The sequence below is a fragment of the Rhodanobacter sp. Soil_C_14 genome (assembly GCF_057657335.1).
On sequence record NZ_JBDGIQ010000001.1, the window covers coordinates 835,070 to 854,284 of the forward strand.

Annotated in this window: 16 protein-coding genes; 2 read left to right on the forward strand and 14 right to left on the reverse strand. The window is 67.1% G+C overall.

Annotated elements, in window-relative coordinates; genetic code table 11:
* Positions 1-21 precede the first annotated feature (21 nt).
* Together AC3A56_RS03955 and AC3A56_RS03960 are read left to right on the forward strand one after the other, a co-directional pair.
* The gene (locus AC3A56_RS03955; protein ID WP_007810051.1) at positions 22-1,719 is read left to right on the forward strand and encodes a proline--tRNA ligase; all 1,698 of its coding nucleotides are present in this window, start codon (positions 22-24) and stop codon (positions 1,717-1,719) included.
* Positions 1,720-1,989: 270 nt separating this feature from the next.
* Complete coding sequence (locus tag AC3A56_RS03960; protein WP_056717518.1) at positions 1,990-2,313, forward strand: H-NS histone family protein; 324 nt, start codon at positions 1,990-1,992, stop codon at positions 2,311-2,313.
* Between the two features lie 284 nt (positions 2,314-2,597).
* Here AC3A56_RS03960 and AC3A56_RS03965 read toward each other — a convergent pair whose 3' ends face one another.
* The 14 genes from AC3A56_RS03965 to AC3A56_RS04030 all read right to left on the reverse strand — a co-directional run bounded on the left by AC3A56_RS03965 (position 2,598) and on the right by AC3A56_RS04030 (position 19,215).
* Positions 2,598-3,881: a threonine/serine exporter family protein gene (locus AC3A56_RS03965; RefSeq protein WP_204110677.1), complete on the reverse strand. Its 1,284-nt coding sequence runs from the start codon at positions 3,879-3,881 to the stop codon at positions 2,598-2,600.
* Positions 3,878-4,324 (reverse strand): NfeD family protein, encoded by a 447-nt coding sequence (locus AC3A56_RS03970; protein WP_056717516.1) that lies wholly within the window; start codon positions 4,322-4,324, stop codon positions 3,878-3,880. The genes AC3A56_RS03965 and AC3A56_RS03970 overlap by 4 nt, the downstream gene beginning before the upstream one ends.
* Positions 4,325-4,334: 10 nt before the next feature.
* Positions 4,335-5,285, reverse strand: coding sequence for an SPFH domain-containing protein (locus tag AC3A56_RS03975; protein WP_487769401.1), 951 nt, complete (start codon positions 5,283-5,285; stop codon positions 4,335-4,337).
* A 49-nt stretch (positions 5,286-5,334) separates the two neighbouring features.
* A complete protein-coding gene (locus AC3A56_RS03980) occupies positions 5,335-6,714 on the reverse strand; it encodes a sensor histidine kinase (protein ID WP_204110674.1) in 1,380 nt (459 codons plus the stop codon).
* A gap of 31 nt (positions 6,715-6,745) precedes the next feature.
* A complete protein-coding gene (locus AC3A56_RS03985; protein WP_056717513.1) occupies positions 6,746-7,075 on the reverse strand; it encodes a hypothetical protein in 330 nt (109 codons plus the stop codon).
* 135 nt (positions 7,076-7,210) lie between these two features.
* The gene (locus AC3A56_RS03990) at positions 7,211-8,557 is read right to left on the reverse strand and encodes a sigma-54-dependent transcriptional regulator (protein ID WP_487769402.1); all 1,347 of its coding nucleotides are present in this window, start codon (positions 8,555-8,557) and stop codon (positions 7,211-7,213) included.
* Positions 8,558-8,644: 87 nt separating this feature from the next.
* Complete coding sequence (locus AC3A56_RS03995) at positions 8,645-9,880, reverse strand: ABC transporter permease (RefSeq protein ID WP_487769403.1); 1,236 nt, start codon at positions 9,878-9,880, stop codon at positions 8,645-8,647.
* Between the two features lie 180 nt (positions 9,881-10,060).
* Positions 10,061-11,380, reverse strand: a complete 1,320-nt coding sequence (locus AC3A56_RS04000; protein WP_487769404.1) for an ABC transporter permease — start codon at positions 11,378-11,380, stop codon at positions 10,061-10,063.
* Positions 11,381-11,441: 61 nt separating this feature from the next.
* A complete protein-coding gene (locus AC3A56_RS04005) occupies positions 11,442-12,674 on the reverse strand; it encodes an ABC transporter permease (protein ID WP_487769405.1) in 1,233 nt (410 codons plus the stop codon).
* Positions 12,675-12,685: 11 nt separating this feature from the next.
* The gene (locus AC3A56_RS04010; protein ID WP_487769406.1) at positions 12,686-13,999 is read right to left on the reverse strand and encodes an ABC transporter permease; all 1,314 of its coding nucleotides are present in this window, start codon (positions 13,997-13,999) and stop codon (positions 12,686-12,688) included.
* A 58-nt stretch (positions 14,000-14,057) separates the two neighbouring features.
* Positions 14,058-15,251 (reverse strand): alpha/beta fold hydrolase, encoded by a 1,194-nt coding sequence (locus tag AC3A56_RS04015; RefSeq protein WP_487769407.1) that lies wholly within the window; start codon positions 15,249-15,251, stop codon positions 14,058-14,060.
* An 86-nt stretch (positions 15,252-15,337) separates the two neighbouring features.
* Entirely contained in the window at positions 15,338-16,552 is a 1,215-nt protein-coding gene (locus AC3A56_RS04020; RefSeq protein WP_487769408.1) for an ABC transporter permease, read from the reverse strand.
* 11 nt (positions 16,553-16,563) lie between these two features.
* Positions 16,564-17,883 carry an ABC transporter permease gene (locus tag AC3A56_RS04025; protein WP_487769409.1) on the reverse strand — a complete coding sequence of 440 codons (1,320 nt, stop codon included), beginning with the start codon at positions 17,881-17,883 and terminating at the stop codon, positions 16,564-16,566.
* Between the two features lie 108 nt (positions 17,884-17,991).
* A complete protein-coding gene (locus AC3A56_RS04030) occupies positions 17,992-19,215 on the reverse strand; it encodes an ABC transporter permease (protein WP_487769410.1) in 1,224 nt (407 codons plus the stop codon).

Sequence of the window (19,215 nt, forward strand, 5' to 3'; positions counted from 1 at the left end):
ACCACGCCGGAACCACCCGTCATGCGCCTCAGCCAATTCCATCTGGCCACCGTCAAGGAAGTCCCTGCCGACGCCGAAATCGCCAGCCACCAGCTGATGCTGCGCGCCGGCATGATCCGCAAGCTCGCCTCCGGCCTGTACACCTGGAGCCCGCTGGGTCTGCGCGTGCTGCGCAAGGTCGAGCGCATCGTGCGCGAGGAAATGGATCGCGCCGGGGCGCTCGAATTGCTGATGCCGACCATCCAGCCCCGCGAGCTGTGGGAGGAAACCGGCCGCTGGGCGAAGTTCGGTCCGCAGTTGCTGAAGATCAGGGATCGCAAGGAGCAGGAATTCTGCTACGCGCCCACCGCCGAGGAAGTGATCACCGATTACGCCCGCAACGAGCTGAAAAGCTACAAGCAGCTGCCGGTGAACTTCTACCAGATCCAGACCAAGTTCCGCGACGAGATCCGCCCCCGTTTCGGCGTGATGCGCGCCCGCGAATTCCTGATGAAGGACGCCTACTCCTTCCACCTCACCCAGGAGTCGCTGGCCGAAACCTACGCGGCGATGTACCAGGCGTATTCGCGCGTGTTCACCCGCCTCGGCCTGACCTTCCGCGCGGTGCAGGCCGATACCGGTGCGATCGGCGGCAACGCCAGCCATGAATTCCAGGTGCTGGCCGATTCGGGCGAGGATGCCATCGCGTTTTCCGACGGCTCCGATTACGCGGCCAACCTGGAGAAGGCCGAGGCGCTGGCGCCCGCCGCCGCGCGCCCTGCTGCCGCGGCCACGCTGCAGCGCGTGGACACGCCCACCCAGAAGACCATCGACGACGTCTCCGCCTTCCTCAAGGTCAGCCCGCGGCAATGCGTGAAGACCTTGCTGGTGCGCGGTCGCGACGGGCTGGTCGCGCTGTGCCTGCGCGGCGATCACGAGATCAACGAGGTCAAGGCCGGCAAGCTGGCCGAGCTGCCCGATGAGTCCGTGCTGGCCAGCGAGGAGGAAATCCTCGCCGCCACCGGTACGCGCCCCGGCTTCATCGGCCCGGTCGGCCTGCCCGAATCCATCCCCGTCATCGTCGATCGCGACGCCGCCGTGCTCGCCGACTTCGTCTGCGGCGGCAATGCCGATCGCACGCATTACAGCGGCGCCAACTGGGAACGCGATGCCCGCATCACCCGCATCGCCGACCTGCGCAACGTGGTCGAAGGCGACCTGTCGCCCGACGGTCATGGCGTGCTGCACATCGCCCGCGGCATCGAGGTCGGCCACGTGTTCCAGCTGGGCACGAAGTACGCCGAGGCGCTGGATGCCAGCGTGGTCGATGAAACCGGCAAGCTGCAGGTGATGACCATGGGCTGCTACGGCATCGGCGTCAGCCGCATCGTCGCCGCGGCGATCGAGCAGCGTCACGACGACGCCGGCATCGTCTGGCCCGAGGCGATGGCGCCGTGGCGCGTCGCCGTCTGCGTGATCAACCCGAAGCATTCGCCGGCCGTCAGCGCGGCCGCCGAAGCGCTGTACCAGGCGCTGGGCGAACGCGGCATCGAGGCCGTGCTCGACGATCGCGGCGTGCGCGCCGGCAGCATGTTTGCCGACATGGAGCTGATCGGCATTCCGCATCGGGTGGTCGTCAGCGAACGTGGACTGGCAGCCGGCACGCTGGAATATCGCGGCCGCGAGGACAGCGAAAGCCGTTCGCTGGGCGAAGACGAACTGTTTGCCCTGCTCGCCTGACCACGGCACTGGTGTACCGACCGGAACGGCCGCCTTGTGCGGCCGTTTCCTTGTGCGCAACGGTGAAACGGGTCGCAAATCGCTTATTGGAATGCGCTGCGATTAACCGGTTAATGTGAAGAACGTTTCACAAACCCGCGCGCTTTACAAGGATTCGGCGAATAAGCGAGAATAAGAATTGCAACAATTTCAAGTCACGCCGATGCATTCCCCATAATGCCTTCGGCACATAACCAGATCATTATTCACAAGCTCAACCGGGAGTCACTCATGGCCGTCGATATCAAGAACCTCAATCACAACCAGCTGAATGACCTCATCTCCAAGGCGCAGGTCCGCCAGAACGAGCTGCGCAAGGAAAAGGTGGTCAAGCTGCGCGAGAAAGTGCACGCGCTGATCAAGGCCGAGGGTTATGCCTTCGAGGACATTTTCGGCAGCACCCGCGGCAAGGCCAAGCGCAGCACCGGCACGGTGGCTCCGAAGTATCGCAACCCGGCCAATCCGGCGCAGACCTGGTCCGGTCGTGGCAAGCGCCCGCACTGGTTCAACGACGCGCTGAAAGCCGGCAAGAAGGAAAAGGATCTGGCGATCTGATCGCCGGTTTCATCGGGTAATGAAAAACGCCGGCCTTGGGTCGGCGTTTTTTTGTGCTGAACAATGCGGTGTCGATTCATCACGCGAGGCATATCCGCGGTTCCTCCCCCTGCAACGCAGGGGGAGGTCAGGAGGGGGTGCTCTTGATCTTGCTTGAACCAGCAAGAGCGACCCCACCTCAATCCTCCCCTGCCTTGCAGGGGAGGAGGCGATCGTGCCGTGCGGGTTTGTCTTCGGGGTGGGTCGCAGGCATTTTGACGTCTGTGACTTCGGCGACTTTTGATTTACAGGGAGCGTCTTGGCGAGATCAGCAGGTCGCCGAACATCAGTCCCGCCACCAGCGATACCAGCAGGGTGATCAGCAACAGGCCGGTGTCGAGGCTCAGCGTGGTATCGCGTTCCATCAGGAACGACACGCTGCGGAAGCCCACGCTGCCGGGTACCAGCAACAGGATGCCGGGCTCGCGGATGACCGCGCCCGGCCGCTGCGCGTAACGGGCGTAGACGTTCGCCATCGCGCCCAGCAGCAGGCCACCCAGGAATACGCCCACCGGCGCGCCAGACAGCGAGCTGGAGATCTGGCCGCCCCAGCGCGTGGCCAGGTAGCCGACCACCACCGCCACGATCACCACCGGCCAGTCGCGTTTGGCCGCCCGGAACAGGATCGCGAAGGCGATCGCCGCCACCAGCAGGGCCGGGTAATCGGTCCACGTCGGCAGCGCCGGCAAGGCGAAGTCGCGCGCCTTGATGCCGAACGCGGCGCACAACTGGGTCGCCGCGATGGTGCCGAAGGTGAGCTTGAGCAGGGTCGACATCGCGCCGCCCATGCGCGCCATGCCGGAGACCAGGTGCTGGCTGGATATCTCGCGCACCGCGGTGGTCAGCGACATGCCCGGCACCAGGATGATCAGGCTGGCCAGCACCACCGACTTGATCGCCAGCGGCACCACGAAGGCGCTCACCACGATCGCCACCGTGGTCGCCACCAGGGCGCAGATGGCGTCGCTGGCCACCGCCAGTTGCGGCCTGCTGCCGGCCAGCAGGGTGATGCAGCCGATGATCACGCCGATCACCGCCGCCACCACCAGGTCGACCCAGGAACTGTGCAGGAACAGCGCCGCGATGCTGGCCGCCGACAGGCCGTAACTGACGATCGAGCCGATCTTCTCGCGCCGCGTGTCCGGCCGCCCCAGCTCGCGCATCAGGCGAAAGCCCTCGCGCAGGTCCAACTCGCCGGCGATCGCCCGATCGGCGATGTCGTCGGCCCGGCACAGCCGCTCCAGGTTCACCTCGCCCGGCGCCAGCCGCATCACCTGGGTGGTCTGCGCCACGCCTTCCTCGCCGCCCTGGGCCAGGTCGGAGAAGGAAATGATGATGGCGGTGGGACTGGACCACACATCGGCCGACAGGCCAAGGCGCTGCGCCACCCCGGCCACGGCCATCTCCAGCCGCGGCGCGGTGGTGCCGTACTGGTGCAGCCGCCGCGCCAGTTCCAGCGCGAACGCGATGCGCGTGGTGATGGCCGTGGTGGCGAACTGCTGCTGGCTGATGACGTCGCCCGCGCTCATGCCGTCGCGCGTACCTGCAAGGTGGTGCCATCGACCGCCACCACTTCCACCACCGCACCTGCTGGCAGGTCGGGGCCGCTGACCAGCCACTGGCCGTCGCCGACCCGGGCCTTGCCGCGACCGTTGACGATCGGCTCGATCAACGGATAACGCTGGCCGATCAGCTGCTCCGCGCGCCGGTTGAGCCGCTCGCCACCGGACACGCGACGCTCCAGCCGCGGTCGCAGCCAGCGCGCGTAGCTGACGCAGAAGGCGAACGCCAGCAGCCCGAACAGGATCGCCTGGGCCAGCATGCCCAGCGTCGGATCCGCCCACAGCACCACGCCCATCGCGGCGGCGGCCAGGCCGATCCACAGCAGGAAATAGCCCGGCAACAGCAGCTCGCCCGCGATCAGCAGCAGCGCGAGGATCCACCACAGGTAATGCGTCGACAATTCCCACATGGTCGTGCCCTCAGCGCAGCGGCGGCTGGACGACGGTGGGCTTCTGCTGCTGGCCCAGCGATTCCTTCGCCAGTTCGGCGATGCCGGCCAGCGAGCCGAGGATGGCGGTTGCCTCGATCGGCAGCAGCAGCATCTTCTGGTTCGGCGACTTGGCCATTTCCTTCAGCGCATCGACGTAGTTGTTGGCGACAAAGTAATTCAGCGCATTGACGTTGCCGTTGGCGATCGACTCGGACACCATCGAGGTGGCCTTCGCCTCGGCCTCGGCCGAACGCTCGCGCGCCTCGGCGGCACGGAAGGCAGCCTCCTTCTCGCCTTCGGCGGCCAGGATCACCGACTGCTTCTCGCCCTCGGCCTTGAGGATCGCGGCCTGGCGGAAACCCTCGGCGTCGAGGATGTTGGCGCGCTTCTCGCGCTCGGCCTTCATCTGCCGCGCCATCGCGTCGACCAGGTCGCGCGGCGGCGCAATGTCCTTGATCTCGATGCGGTTGACCTTGACGCCCCACGGATGAGTCGCCTCGTCGACGACCTTGAGCAACTTGGCGTTGATCGCGTCGCGCTGGCTCAGGCTTTCATCCAGGTCCATCGAGCCCAGCACGGTGCGGATGTTGGTCATGATCAGCGCCAGCGAGGCCTGCTCCAGATTGGAGACCTCATACGCGGCCTTGGACGCGTCCAGCACCTGGTAGAACACCACGCCGTCGACGCGCACCACCGCGTTGTCCTTGGTGATGACGTCCTGCGACGGCACGTCCAGCACCTGCTCCATCATGTTGATCTTGCGCCCGACCGCCTGATAGATCGGGATCAGGAAATGCAGCCCGGGACTCAGCGTGCGGGTGTACTTGCCGAACGTTTCCACCGTCCACTCGAAGCCCTGCGGCACGATGCGCACCAGCTTGGCCACGCCGATGATGACGACGACCACGATGACCAGCGCAAGCAGCTGTCCGATTCCCATTGCCCACCCCTTGTCCCTGAAGAAGGCTTGAGTATAGGCGAGCGGATGCTTATCGGGACTGCGGCAGGCGCAGGCTCACCCGCAGGCCGCCGCCCTCGCGGTTGGCCAGCAGCACGCGGCCGCCGTGCGCTTCGGCGATCTCGCGGGCCAGCGCCAGGCCCAGGCCGGTGCCGGAGCGCTTGGTCGAGTAGAACGGCAGCAGGGCCTGGGCCAGCACCGTCTCGCTCATGCCGGGGCCGCGATCGGCCACCTCGATGCGCAGCTCGTTGCCGACTTCCAGCAGGGACAGCGTGACTTCGTCTTCCGGGCCGCCGGACTCGTGCGCGTTCTTGATCAGGTTGATCAGCACCTGTTCGATCTGCACCGCGTCGAAATGCCCGGGTTGCTCGGGCACGGCGGTGGCCAGGCGGTACTGGCAATGCAGCGCCAGGCCATCCAGGAACGGCTGCCACACCACGCTCACCGGCTGCGGCGTGGGCAGCTTGGCGAAGCTGGCGTAGCCGGCGATGAAACGATGCAGGTGCAGCGCGCGTTCGCCGATGGTGGCGAATACGCCGGGCAGCCGGTCGAGCTGGCCGCGCCGGGCCAGTTCCGCTCCGGAGTGCGACAGCGAGGTGATCGGCGCCAGCGAATTGTTGAGCTCGTGGCTGATCACCCGGATCACCCGTTTCCACGTCGCCACTTCCTGCCGCGACAATTCGCGCGTCATGCGCCGGAACAGGTGCAGCCGATGCGGGCGCCCCTGCAGACGAAACGCACGCTGCGACAGGTGGAAGATTTCCTCGCTGCCTTCCATCTCCACGCTGAGCAGGGCGTCCTCGCCGGTCTCCACGGCCTTGCGCAGGGCCTCCGGGGCGTCCACCAGCAACGCGGCGAAATCCAGTCCGTGCAGGCTGCGGCCTTCGTTGAACAGATGCCGCGAGGCGATGTTGGCGTAGGCGACGCGACCGGACGAATCGGTCAGCACCAGGGCCACCGGGGTGTTCTGCACCACCGTGTCCAGCAGCAACTCGCGCTGCACCAGATGCTGGCGCTGTTCGCGCAGGGTCTGTCCCAGCGCGTTGTGCATGCGGATCAGCTCACCCAGCTCGTCGCGCCGATTGATCGCGATGGAGAAGCTGAAATCGCCGTCGCGATAGCTGGCCACCGCGCCTTCCAGCGCACGCAACAGGCGGCTGACCGGCGCCATCACCTGACCGGCCAGCCAGAACGCCAGTGGCAACAGCACCAGCGCGCTGGCCAGCAGGCCGCCATAGATGCCCAGTTGCATCGGCGCACGGATGGACAGGGCCAGGTCCTTGCGCATCCACACCAGCAGTTGTGGCAGCGGCCACTGGGTCACGCCCGCGTAGATCGCCGCGCCGGCGAAGGCGGCCACCGCCAGCAGCAGGGTCAGCCGACCGCGCAGCGAGTTCAGGCGACGCCACATCGGCCGTTCTCCTCGCGGGAAAAGCGCCCGATCAATGACACCTGGCGTCGTGGGGAGTCATCGCGCAGTCCAGCGGCGGGCGTCCGCCCAGCCAGGCGCGCTCGGTGCCGAGCACCGCGTCGCGATCCATCGGCCGCGGCGGCGCCTTGTTCCACGCCTCGCCCTCGCGACCGTCGCTGAAGCGGAACGGGCTGCTGTTGCCGTCGCCCGGCACCGCCAGCGAGCCGGCTCGATAGTCCGACGAACTGCTGCTGGACGCAGGCAGCAGGCTGAGGTCGCTGCGCAGCGCGGGTGGCGTCTGCGCCATCGCCGTCCCGCCGATCAGCGCGGCCGACAAGAAAATGATCAGGCGATATCGCATGACGTTCCCCCCACTGGATACCGATCGCCATCTTTCTACGCCTCATGGTCAAGAGCAAGCATGCCGATCACAGAACAGCGCTCGGAGTCGGTGAAGAAAAACACTTCCTGTGGTTTTCTTCCATCGCGAGCCCGCTCAGGCCGTGGTCGCCAGACCGTAGCGCTCCATGCGCCGGTACAGCGCCTGGCGCGACAGGCCCAGGTTCTGCGCAGCGCGACTGACCACGCCGCCGGCCTTGTGCAGGGCCGCCTCCACCGTCTCGCGACTGGGCTCGTCGAGATTGCGCGCCGCGGCGGCGGTCACGTGCTGCGGCAGGTTGAGCAGCTCCGGCGTGATCACGTTGCCACCGGCCAGCAGGGCGGCGCGCTCGATCGCGTTCTTCAGTTCGCGCACGTTGCCCGGCCACGGATAGCCCAGCAAGGCATCACGCGCCGCCTCGCCCAGTTCGGCGCGGCCGTCCAGAAAGAATTCGGCCAGCGGCAGGATGTCGTCGTTGCGCTCGGCCAGCGGCGGCAGGTTCACCTCGATCACGTTGAGCCGGTAGTACAGATCCTCGCGGAACGTGCCGGCCTGGATCATCGCCTTGAGATCGGCATTGGTCGCCGACAGCACGCGCACCTTCGCCTGCCGCGTCTTGCCCGAGCCGAGCCGCTCGAACTGGCCGGTCTCCAGCACGCGCAACAGTTTCATCTGGCCCGGCAGCGGCAGGTTGCCGATCTCGTCGAGGAACAGGGTGCCGCCATCGGCCAGTTCGAAACGCCCTTCGCGCGCCTTGTTGGCGCCGGTATACGCGCCGGCCTCGGCACCGAACAGCTCAGCCTCGATCAGCTCGCCCGGCAACGCACCGCAGTTCACCGCCACGAACGGGCCGCGCTTCACCGCCGAGTTCGCATGCATGATCGCCGCGATGCGCTCCTTGCCGGTGCCGTTCGGACCGGTGATCAGCACCGACACATCCGAACGCGCCACCTGGCAGGCCAGATCCAGCGTGCGGGCCATCGCCTCGGAGGCGAACACCAGGCTGTCCAGGTCGTATTTCTTCTGCAGCATCTCGCGTCGCTGGCGCCGCTCGCGGCGGCCCCGGTTCACCTCGCGGGTGGACTCAGACAATTCCAGCAGGTTTTCCACCGTGGCCAGCAGCTTGTTGTCGTCCCACGGCTTGGCCAGGTAATCGGCGGCGCCGGCCTTGACCAGTTCCACCGCGGTTTCCAGGTGCGTCCACGCGGTCAGCAGGATCACCGGCAAGTCGGAATGCTGCTCGCGAATCGCACGGAACAGCTCCACGCCCTCTTCGCCCGAGGTGGTGTCGGCGGTGAAGTTCATGTCCTGGATCACCACGTCGACCGCTTCGCGCTGCAGCAGCGCCAGCCCCTCGTCCGGGGTCAGCGCCACCAGCGCGCGGATCTCGTGCAACGACAACGCCAGCGACAGCGCCTCGCCCACGGCCGGGTTGTCGTCGATGATCAGTACGGTACGTGTCATCTTTTTTCTGCACATGCGGACATGGATGCCGCTCCAGCGATAAAGGTTGCCATGACCATGGTCATGCGTACACCCGGGACCGGTTATTCATGCCGACCGCGTCGCCACCACCGGCGGCACCGCGGCGGCGCGACGCGCAGGCGCCAGCGCCGCCAGCTGGCCCAGCACCAGCATCAGCGCGGCGCCGAACGGCAGGTAGATCCACGGCAGGCGCGACAACTCGTAGTGGCGCATCAGCCACAGGTTCACCGCATAGGCCAGCAGCATGCCGAGCACGATGCCGGCACCCACCACCAGCAGGTTCTCGATCTGCACGTGGCGCAGGATGTCGACGCGGCGCGCGCCCAGTGCGCGCCGGATGCCGATCTGCCGCGTGCGCTGCTGCACCCAGTAGCCGGTCAGCCCCATGATGCCCACCAGGGCCACGATCAGCACCACCAGGCTGACCCCGGACAGCAGCCACACCGCCGCCTTCGACTTGGCCAGCATGTTCGCGCGCATGTCGGCGTACATCTGGTAGGTCGGCTCGAAGCCCTGGATCATCTCCACGCCCAGCTCGCGCGTGATGGTGGCCTTGACGGCCTGGCGCACGCGCTCGGCATCGCCTTCCGCCCCCGCCCGCACGGCGAACACCGGCATCGGCCACTGCCCGGGTACGCCGGGGAAAAGCATGCTGTAGTCGATGTTGCTGCGGTTGTCCTGCTCCAGCTTGTTGCGCATCAGGTGCTCGACCACGCCGACCACGGTGCGCCGCGCCGCATCCGCGTCCCGGCCAATCCGCACCACCTTTCCGAGTGCATGGCCATCGGGGAACAGGCGATCGGCCAACGCTCGCGTGATGATCGCCGGGCCGCTCTGGTTGATGCCCACGTCCTGGTAGTCGATGCCCTGCTCGGTCGCGCTGAAATCGCGGCCGGCAACCAGTTGCAGATCCAGCGCCTCGCGCAGGTGATCGCCGATGTAGACCGCCGCATCGGCCTGGATGCCGGTCCCCTCGCCGATCACGTCACCGTTCATCTGGGCACTGGTCTCCATCGGCAGCGAACCGGCCAGACCCACCGCGGCGACTCCGGCTATGGCACGCAGCGACGCCTGCACCTCGCGCAGCCGGCTCGGCGGCCACGGCTTGCCGCGCGAGGCGATGTTCCACGCCACGACCAGCTTCTCCGGCTGGCCGATGCCGTCCGGCGCCAGGATCGGCACCAGTCGCTGCTGCAGCAGGAACAGCGCGTTGCAGGCGATCGCACAGGCCAGCGCCACCTGCAGCAGCACCAGCAGCGGCATCAGGCGATGACGAAAGAGCGGTTGGATGATGTGTCGCATGATGATCGCGTTCCCCTAGGAGCGTGGGCGGTAGAAACCAAGTGAGCGAGGCAAAGTGGTTTTTGAGTCAGATTTTTCGATCGTTTGAGGCGAATAGCCGTAGCTATTCAACGAAAAGGAGCGGAAAAGCTGGCCAAAACCACGCAGCCGCAGCCGCTTGTGTTTCTACCGCCCACGCTCCTAGCCCAGCTTGATCTGCATGGCCGGCGGCTGGCGGCACACGCGCCAGGCCGGCAGGATGCCCACCACCAGGCCGACGACCAGCGACAACAGCAGCAGCGCGGCGAATGCCGAAACACTGAAGTGCGCCGCGTCGGCATAGGCCACCGGTTGCATGCGCACGATCCACAACCCCAGCCAGGTCAGCGGCAGGGCCAGCGCGCCGCCGATCAGGCCGAGCACGCCGGTCTCGACCAGGTGTTGCGCGAACACGTTGCGCCGCGACGCGCCCAGCGCACGGCGAATCGTCACGTCCGCCTGCCGGCGCAGGAAGCGCGCCGCCAGCAGGCCGGCCACGTTGACCAGGCACAGCAGCAGGAAGGCGCCGGCCAGCGCCAGGTTGAGGCCGACGTCGTCGGGCACCACGTGGTTCATGCTCATCCACGATGGCACGCCGTACAGCGCGGCCTGCGGCGGATACACGAAACGCCCGGCCGCATGCTGCGCATCCGCGTAGCCCGCGACGAACCGGGCATACGCAGCCACCGTCGCCGGCGTATCCAGCGCCGCCCACACTTCCAGCCAGCGGCACTTGTCCACCTCGGCCGACTGGAAGCTGACGATCGCCGCGCCCTTGCCGCATTCCCCCGCGGTCAGCGGGCCCACGCCCGCGGCCAGCGCCGCCTGCGCCGGCACGAAGAACTGTTCCGGCTGGCCCAGCACGTTGCCCTGGTTGCGCGGCACGTCGAGGAATTGCGTGCGCGGCTTCCACGGCGCGCTGACCCCCACCACGCGAAAACTGCCGCTGCCCAGCGACACGCTGCGGCCCACCGCGTCCTCCGTGCCGAACAGCTTTTGCGCCAGCGCGCTGTCGATCACCACCACCGGTGCCTGGGCCGCCTGCTCCTCGGCGGTCCATGACCGGCCATGGCGCAGCGGCACGCCGAACATGGCCAGCACCGGGCCATGGGCCATCAGCCCCTGCACCTGGTCGGACTGCTTGCCGTCGGGGCGACCGACCAGCGTATAGCTCTGCGCCAGCGCCACCTGCTGGCGCGCCCGCTGTGCATCGACCAGCGCCTTCGCATCCGTCAGGTTGAGATAGCCGTCCGGCTTGTCGTAATCGTTGTTGTTGGCGTCGACCGCCTCGCGGGCATCCATCGTCACCACGTGCAGGTACGGACTGATGCCCGGCAACGGCTCGCCGGACAGCGCGCCGAAGATGGTCAGCGCCGTCATGCACGAGGCGATCCCGATCGCCATGGTCAGGACCAGCAGCAGGACCATCGACGGCCCCTGCCGGCAACGCCGCCAGGCCAGGTCAAGGTAGTAGTGGAACATCAGCCGATCCCCCGCATGCAAGGCGCTTTTCGTGGCATCGCCATCGTGAATCCGTCCATGCTCATGTCGACCTCGTCGCCACCACGGGTGGCACCGCCGCAGCGCGCAACGCCGGCCCCAGCACCGCCAGCTGGCCCAGGCCCCACAACACCAGCGCCCCCATCGGCAGATAGAACAGCGGCAGACGCGCCAGTTCGTAGTGCTGCATCAGCTCCGCGTTCAACAGGAAGGCCAGCAGCATGCCCAGCACGATGCCGGCACCGACGATCAGGAAATTCTCGGTCTGGAAGTAGCGCAGGATGTCGCCGCGCGTGGCGCCGATCGCGCGGCGGATGCCGATGCTGCGCGTGCGCTGCTGCACCCAGAAATTGGCCAGCCCGGTGATGCCCAGCGCGGTGACGAACAGCAGGCCCAGGGCCGAAGCCAGCAGCAGGCCGATCATGGTGGTGTCGCGCTGGAAATAGGCCGCGCGAATCTCCCCGTAGGTCTGCGTGCGGGCGGCACTGATCAGCCGGTTCGCACTGAGTTTCAGCAGTTCCGCCGATCCCTCCTGCAGTATTCGCGCCCGATCGCCGGGGGCGCTGCGCAGCACGTAGAGCACGCCGGAGCCCGGCGGCAGCTGCGGCCAGATCATGCTGTCCTCGTCGACCCCCGGCGCGCGCAGGTTCGGGCGCAGAAGCCGGTCGACGATGCCCACGATGCGAATGTAGTTGTCGCCGTCGTACATGCTCTGGCCCAGCGCCTGCTTGCCCGGATACAGGTGTTGCGCCAGCGCGCGACTGACGATGGCCACCGCGGGCTTGCCCTGGCTCACGTACTCTTCCGGCCGGAAGTCGCGTCCCGCGACCAGGTGCAGGCCCAGCGTGCCGACCAGGCCGGGCGTGCCGTCGTAGACGGCAGGTTGCATGCAGCCGCTGCCTTCGATCGTATTGAGCTGCATCGCCCGATCCAGCGCCTGCTTGCTGGGGCAGATGCCACTGGACGACTCGCTGCGATCCAGTGGCAGCGAATAGCTGACCGCCACCGCCGATTGCACGCCGCGCACGCCACGCAGGGCAGCCAGGTCCGCGGCATGCCGCGCCTGCGGATTCTCGCCCTCCTCGATGCTCGTGCTGGGGATCACCGACAGCTCGCTTTCGGCGATGCCCGTCGGCACGCTGATCCGCTGCACGCGATTGGCGATCATGAACACCACGTTGCAGACGATCGCGCAGGTCAGGGCGGCCTGCAGTACCAGCAGGGTCGCGGTGAGCTTGTGTCGACGCAAGGTCGAGAGTATCGGGCGCAGTTCCATGCTGGATGTCCTCATAAGGCCTTCAGCTGCAGTGCCGGTGGCACGCGACACGCGCGCCACGTCGGCAACAGGCCAGCCAGGAGGCTGGCGGCGACGGCGAGCGCGAACGTGCCCAGCAGCATCGACGTGTCCATCTGCGCCAGTTGCGCATAGTCGTCGGGGCGATGGCGTACGCTCCACAGGCCAAGCTGGGCGATCAGCAAGCCGGACAGGCCACCGGCCACGCCGACCATCGCCGACTCGATGCCCAGTTGCAGGAAGATGTCGCGCCGGCGCGCACCCAGCGCGCGACGCACGCTGATCTCGCCGCTGCGGCGCAGGAACTTCGCCAGCAGCAAGGCCATGATGTTGACGATGCACACGAACAGGAAACCCAGCGCCAGCCACAGCTGCAGGCGCACATCCGTGGGCACCAGGTTGCGGTGCGCCAGCCAGCCCATCAGGCTGTACAGCTTCGCTTCCGTGGGCGGGCGCTGGAAGCGGCCCAGCGCCTTCTGCTGGGCGGAATAGTCGAGCAGGAACTGGCGATACGCCTGCGCCTGTCCGGGGCTTTGCAGTTGCACCCAGAATTGCAGCCAGGACATGTTGGCGCTGGTCATGGAATCACCGGCGTCGTCCTTGCCCCAGCCGGATTGATTCCCGTTGGTCGGCAACTTCAGATCCACCGCGGCGGACAACGGCAGGAAGAATTGATCCGCATCGCCAAACGATTGCGCCGACAGGTCGGCATGGAACATCGGTTGCGGCTGCCAGTCGGCGGTGACGCCGATCACGCGGAAGTCGTGTTCACCCAGCCGCACGACCTGACCGATGCCGCCGCTGTCACCGAACAGCTTGCGATCCAGCGTCTCGCTGAGCACCACCACATGCGTCCGTGATGCATCGTCGGCGGAGGACCAGCCCTGTCCGTGCTCGAACGGAATGCCGAACAACGCGAAGATGTCCGCCGTGGCATAACGGCCATCGACACGGAATGGCCGCACGTCCGCCCGCGCCGGGCGCACCAGCAGCGAGCCACCGGCCATCGCCGCCTGCCGAGTGGCGGGATGCGCCTTGAGCAGGGCCATCGCATCTGGCCAGGTGAGATTGTCGGTCGGATCGGGGCCATCGCTGTGATGCTTGTAGTCCAGCGGCAGCGGGTCGAGGTGCGGCGTGAACAACGTCGCGCTGCGCCCCGGCAAGGGATCGTTGGTCATCACGTGCAGCACCGTGATCATCGTCATGCTCGCACCGATGCCCAAGCCGATCGCCAGCACCATCAGCGCGGTAAGCACCTTGTTGCGCTTCAGGCTGCGCAGTGCCAGATCCAGGTAGTAACCGAACATTCCCTTCCCCCAAGTTTCACCACCCATGCCGACCGGCATGGCTGCCCTGCCTGTCGCGTCAATCCCCGCGGGTGACTTCTGCCGGTGCCGCATCGCCGACCTTCTGCGCCAGCGGCAGGGCGTCCGTCACCAGGTGCATCAGGAACCGGCCCGGCTGCTCCTGCATCACCATGTGCGCCGAGTCGGCAAACAGCACCATGTGTTTCGACGGCGCCCGGATGCGCTCGAACCATTGCTCGGCCAGTTCGTGCGAGGTGGTGTAGTCGTGCTGCCCGACGAACAGGAGCACCGGGCAACCGAAGTCCGTCATGTCATCGAGATCCACGCCGAGCAGCGGCTGCAACAGGTGGTTGAGCGTGTACACGCTGCCCTTGCCGATCGCGTCGAGCTCGGCCTGGTCGTAGTCGGGCGAGAGACCCTCGGCATCGGCGTAGTAGGAGAAATCCTTGCGGCCATGAGTGAGGCCGCCGTAGTAGGTCTCCCACTTGCTGCGCGTGCCGATCCGCTGGAGCGTCATCGGCACCGTGCCCGGGTAAGGCATCAGCGCCTCTAGCTCGCGCACGGCCTGCGGGTTGTGGTCGGCCCTTGCCGCACGCAGGGCGAAGGCGAAGCCGATCTCCTCGTTCCTGCGCACGTTCACCACCTGGCCCACGCCGATGTAGGCGTGGAACCAGTCCGGATGCTGCCGGGCCAGTCGCGTGCCCAGCACCGTGCCCCAGGAATGGCCGAGCAGGAAGATCTTCTGCTTGCCGTAATGCTGGCGCAGGTACTGCACGACCTGCGCCGCATCGTCGGTCATGCCTTCGATCGTCATGCCCGGCGACATCTGCTGCTCGGTGTTGGCGGCGTAGGTCTTGCCCGCACCGCGCTGGTCCCATTGCACGACAGTGAAGAAGTCCTCCCACGGCGACTGGAAGGTGTAGCTGGCCGGCATCGTCACCGCGGCCGGGCCACCGTGGAGGAACAGCAGGATCGGATTGCGCCGGTCGCGTCCGCGGATCGACAGCCACTGGTCGATGCCGCCGATGCGCAGCTTGATGCGTTCGTCCACCCCGTTCGGCGAGACGATCCTGCGCGTGTTGTCGATGATGCGGGCGACTTCGGTGCGCGAAATCATTCCCGCTGCGTCGTCGGACGCCGCCGCCGGCGCCGGGGACGAAGCGGCCGTTGCCTGGGCGGCCGACGCAGCGCGCCACGGCGTGCCCAGCACGGCCATCGCCACGAGAAGGAATACGGTGCGGAACATGCTCATCGAAACTCCACGTCGGAAAAAGGTTGAATACGGTCGATCGCCGCCGAGCGGCGCCGTGATGGCGGCGGGCGAAGACAGGCTCACGGTCACACGCTCCGCGTCGCCACGACCGGCGGCACCGCCGCCGCGCGCAAGGCCGGCCCCAGCACGGCCAGCTGGCCCAACGCCCACAACACCAGCGCCGCCCCAGGCAGGTAGTACAGCGGCAGGCGCGGCAGTTCGTAGTGCTTCATCAGCACCAGGTTCAGCGCAAATGCCAGCACCATGCCCAGCGCGATCCCGCCGCCGACGATCAGGAAATTCTCGGTCTGAAAGTAGTGCAGGATGTCGCGACGGGTGGCGCCGATCGCGCGGCGGATGCCGATCTGCCGACGGCGCTGCTGTACCCAGAAACTGGCCAGGCCGACGATGCCCAGCGCGGTGACCATCAGCATCGCGAAGATCACGCCGACCAGCATCGCGGCCATCACGCGGTCGTTCTTGAAGACGTCGTGGCGCAGGTCGGACACGCTCTGGCTGGCTTCCCGATCGATCACCACCTCCGGCACCGCCTTGGCCACCGCCGCGAGTGCGTCGCGCATGACCCGCGGCATGTCGCCCGGGTTGGCCCGCAACAGGTAGCTGCCGGTCAGGTACGGACCCGGCTGGGCCGGCAGGAATACCGACCACTGGCGTTGCTCCGGCGTCCACCCGGTGGGATCGGGCCGGACCAGATCCTTCAACACGCCGACGACGCGGTAGTGCGACTTCAGCGACCAGAACTCCTTGCCCAGCGGATCGGCACCCGGCCACAAATGCTCGGCCAGCGCCCGGGTGATCTGGACGCTGCCGCCGTCGGGCACGAAGCCGCTGAAGGCCCGAAAATCGTCGGGTCGCGGCGCGCGTCCGGCGACGACCTTGGCGCCGAGTGCCTCCAGGCTGCCGGGACCGCCCACGTAGAACTCGATCACGCCGCCAAAATGTTCGCCGGCCGCATCGGTCGAAATTCCAGCGGTACCACGGCGACTGCCGAACGGTATGGAATTGATCGGCGACACCGATTCCACGCCGGGTACGGCGCGCAACGCGGCGAGCGCCCGTGCGTCCACGTCGGCTGCCTGGGTGGAGTCGTAGCCGGTCAGCTGCACCGACGCGAGCGCCGCTTCATCCGCACCACTGACGATGTGCATCGCCGAGACGCGCTGGGAAATGATGAAGCAGGCGTTGCACAGCACCGCGCACGCCAGCGCGATTTCCAGCGCGATCAGGATCGTGGACAGGCGATGCTTGCGCAGCGCGGAGAGTATGGGCTTGATCTGCATGGTTCCGATCCTCACAGCGTCTTCAACTGCAGCGCGGGCGCAATCCGGCTGGCCCGCAAGGCGGGCAACAGGCCTGCCAGCAGGCTGGCGGCGACGGCGAGCGCAAAGGTCAGCCCGAACATGCCGAGGTCGAGGTGGGCGAGATCGGCGTATTCCACCGGCTGCCGCCGCACCAGCCACAGACCCAGCAAGGTCAGCAGCCAGCCGCCGATGCCGCCGACCAGGCCCACCATGCCCGCCTCCACCAGGCACTGGGCGAACACCGCGCCACGACTGGCGCCCAGCGCGCGACGCACGCCGATTTCGCTGCTGCGACGCAGGAACTTGGCCAGCAGCAGGCCGATCATGTTGAACAGGCAGATGGCAAGGAACGCAAAGGCCAGCCAGGTCTGCAGCTTCACGTCGCTGGGCACCACATGGTTGAACACCAGCCACTCCATCAGGCCCGGCATGCGGGTCTGGGTCGTGGCGAAGCGCCCGAGCTGCTTTTGCTGCTGCGCATAGTTAGCGATGAAGGCGCGGTAGTCCGCCACCTTGGCGGCGTCATCCAGTTGCACCCACAAGCCGACCCAGACGCACGGCGCATCCTGCAGATGCCCCGGCCTGGGAACGGAACCCCAGCAGGTGAACTGCCAGAAGTTGCCGTCGTTGACGTCAAGCCCGCTGAAAAACGGCATGAACACGTCTTCCGGCTTGCCGTAGAACGATGCTGTCTGGCCTTCGGCGAAGCGCCCGGCGCGCACGTCGTAGAAGAGCGGCGAGGGTCGCCACTTCTTCATCACGCCGACGATTCGCACGTCGCTGTCCTTCAGGCGCAGGGTCTTGCCCACGCTGTCGGCGCCGCCGAACAGGCGGTCGTTGAGGTCGGAGGAAATCACCGCCACGCGCGCACGGCTGGCGGCGTCGGCTGCCGTCCAGGCACTGCCGTACTGGAACGGCACCTGGAACATCGCAAAGAAGTCGGAGGTCGTGGCCAGCATCGGCACCATCAAGGGCGGCAGCTTGGCATCCGGCGCACGCACCTTGACGTCGCTGCCCGCCATCAAGGCCTGCCGGTCCGCGCGATGCGCGCTCCACAGGTCCACCGCCGAGCGGTAGTCGAGCATGTCCAGCGGCCCGCCCTTGGCGTAACCGGCCGGCGAGGCATCCACCTGCGGATAGAAGATGTGCTGGCTGCGACCCGGCAACGGATCACCGGACAGCAGGTGCGTCACCGTCAGCGTGGTCATGCTGGCACCGATGCCGACGGCGATCGCCAGCACCATCAGCGCGGTGAGCATGCGGTTGCGCCTGAGGCTGCGCAGCGCGAGGTCGAGGTAGTAGGTGAACACCTTCGGTGTCTCCTTCGGAGGTTGGTATGGAGAATGGGGAATGGGAAAGGCCACGGCGGGCGGCGGTCGCTCTATCGATTCCCTATTCCCGATTCCCTGCTTGATTGATCACACCGAACGCGTCGCCACCACCGGCGGCACGGCTGCCGCGCGCAGGGCCGGTCCCAGCACGGCCAGTTGTCCGATCAGCCACAACGCGATCGCGCCCATCGGGAAGTACATGCCCGGCAGGCGCGGCAACTCGTAGCGGGTCATCAGGAACAGGTTGATGCCGTAGGCCAGCACCATGCCCAGCACGATGCCGATCGTGGCCAGCAGGAAGTTTTCGGTCTGGAAGTAGTTGAGGATGTTGCGACGGGTCGCACCCAGGGCGCGGCGCACGCCGATGGTGCGGCGGCGTTGCGCCACCCAGAAACTGGCCAGGCCGACGATGCCCAGCGCGGTGACGATCAGCAGCGCGGCGATGACGCCGACCAGGATGCCGGCCATCGCCCGATCGTTCTGGAAGAACGCGCCGCGGATGTCGTCCAGCGTGTCCTTTTGCAGGACGATGCGGTGCGGGTCAGCCTTGCGCAGCACCTTTGCCGCTTCCGAAAGCACCTGCTGGCGCTGGTCGGGGGCCGTGCGCAGCACGTAGCGCGACGCGCTGGCCGCGCTCAATCGCAGGGGGAAGATCATCGTCCACTGCGCCGCGTCGTCGCCCATGAACAGCGACGGCCGGATCAGCGACTGCACCACGCCGATCACGCGCACGGAGGTGTCGCCCAGGTAGATGTTCCTGCCCAGCGCGCTCTGCCCGGGCCACAGGCGCTCGCCCAGCGCTTGGGTGATCACCACCGAGCCGACCTTGTTCTGCAGCTCGGGGTTGCTGCGCATGTCGTCGTAGTCCAGGTATTCGTCGGCGCTGAAATCCCGCCCCGCCACCAGCCGGGCGCCGAAGCTGGCGATCAGGCCCTCGCCCATGTACATGGTGGCGTTGAGCGTGGGCAGCTTCTGCGCGGGATCGAGCTTGATGCTGGTGTTCGACGAGCTGTTGGTGAACGGCACCTGGTTGAGCAGGGCTGCCGCGGTCACGCCGGGAATCTGCCGCAGCAGCGCCAGGTCTTCCTGGGCGCGCGCCTTGCCATTGGCGGGCTTGCCGATGTTGGCGACCTGCACCTGCAGCAGTTCGTGCTCGGCCACGCCGCTGGCCATTTCGGTACGCTGCAGGCGCTGGCTGATCAGGAACACGGCGTTGCAGACGATCGCGCAGGTCAGCGCGATCTCCAGCACCAGCAGCAGCGCCGTGATCTTGTGCCGGCGCAGGGTCGAGAAGATGGGCAGGATGTCCAT

Bases quoted from the DNA above. Each gene is read 5' to 3' on its own strand.
- AC3A56_RS03955 (WP_007810051.1), top strand. From the start codon at position 22: ATGCGCCTCAGCCAATTCCATCTGGCCACCGTCAAGGAAGTCCCTGCC.
- AC3A56_RS03960 (WP_056717518.1), top strand. From the start codon at position 1,990: ATGGCCGTCGATATCAAGAACCTCAATCACAACCAGCTGAATGACCTC.
- AC3A56_RS03965 (WP_204110677.1), bottom strand. From the start codon at position 3,881: ATGAGCGCGGGCGACGTCATCAGCCAGCAGCAGTTCGCCACCACGGCC.
- AC3A56_RS03970 (WP_056717516.1), bottom strand. From the start codon at position 4,324: ATGTGGGAATTGTCGACGCATTACCTGTGGTGGATCCTCGCGCTGCTG.
- AC3A56_RS03975 (WP_487769401.1), bottom strand. From the start codon at position 5,285: ATGGGAATCGGACAGCTGCTTGCGCTGGTCATCGTGGTCGTCGTCATC.
- AC3A56_RS03980 (WP_204110674.1), bottom strand. From the start codon at position 6,714: ATGTGGCGTCGCCTGAACTCGCTGCGCGGTCGGCTGACCCTGCTGCTG.
- AC3A56_RS03985 (WP_056717513.1), bottom strand. From the start codon at position 7,075: ATGCGATATCGCCTGATCATTTTCTTGTCGGCCGCGCTGATCGGCGGG.
- AC3A56_RS03990 (WP_487769402.1), bottom strand. From the start codon at position 8,557: ATGACACGTACCGTACTGATCATCGACGACAACCCGGCCGTGGGCGAG.
- AC3A56_RS03995 (WP_487769403.1), bottom strand. From the start codon at position 9,880: ATGCGACACATCATCCAACCGCTCTTTCGTCATCGCCTGATGCCGCTG.
- AC3A56_RS04000 (WP_487769404.1), bottom strand. From the start codon at position 11,380: ATGTTCCACTACTACCTTGACCTGGCCTGGCGGCGTTGCCGGCAGGGG.
- AC3A56_RS04005 (WP_487769405.1), bottom strand. From the start codon at position 12,674: ATGGAACTGCGCCCGATACTCTCGACCTTGCGTCGACACAAGCTCACC.
- AC3A56_RS04010 (WP_487769406.1), bottom strand. From the start codon at position 13,999: ATGTTCGGTTACTACCTGGATCTGGCACTGCGCAGCCTGAAGCGCAAC.
- AC3A56_RS04015 (WP_487769407.1), bottom strand. From the start codon at position 15,251: ATGAGCATGTTCCGCACCGTATTCCTTCTCGTGGCGATGGCCGTGCTG.
- AC3A56_RS04020 (WP_487769408.1), bottom strand. From the start codon at position 16,552: ATGCAGATCAAGCCCATACTCTCCGCGCTGCGCAAGCATCGCCTGTCC.
- AC3A56_RS04030 (WP_487769410.1), bottom strand. From the start codon at position 19,215: ATGGACATCCTGCCCATCTTCTCGACCCTGCGCCGGCACAAGATCACG.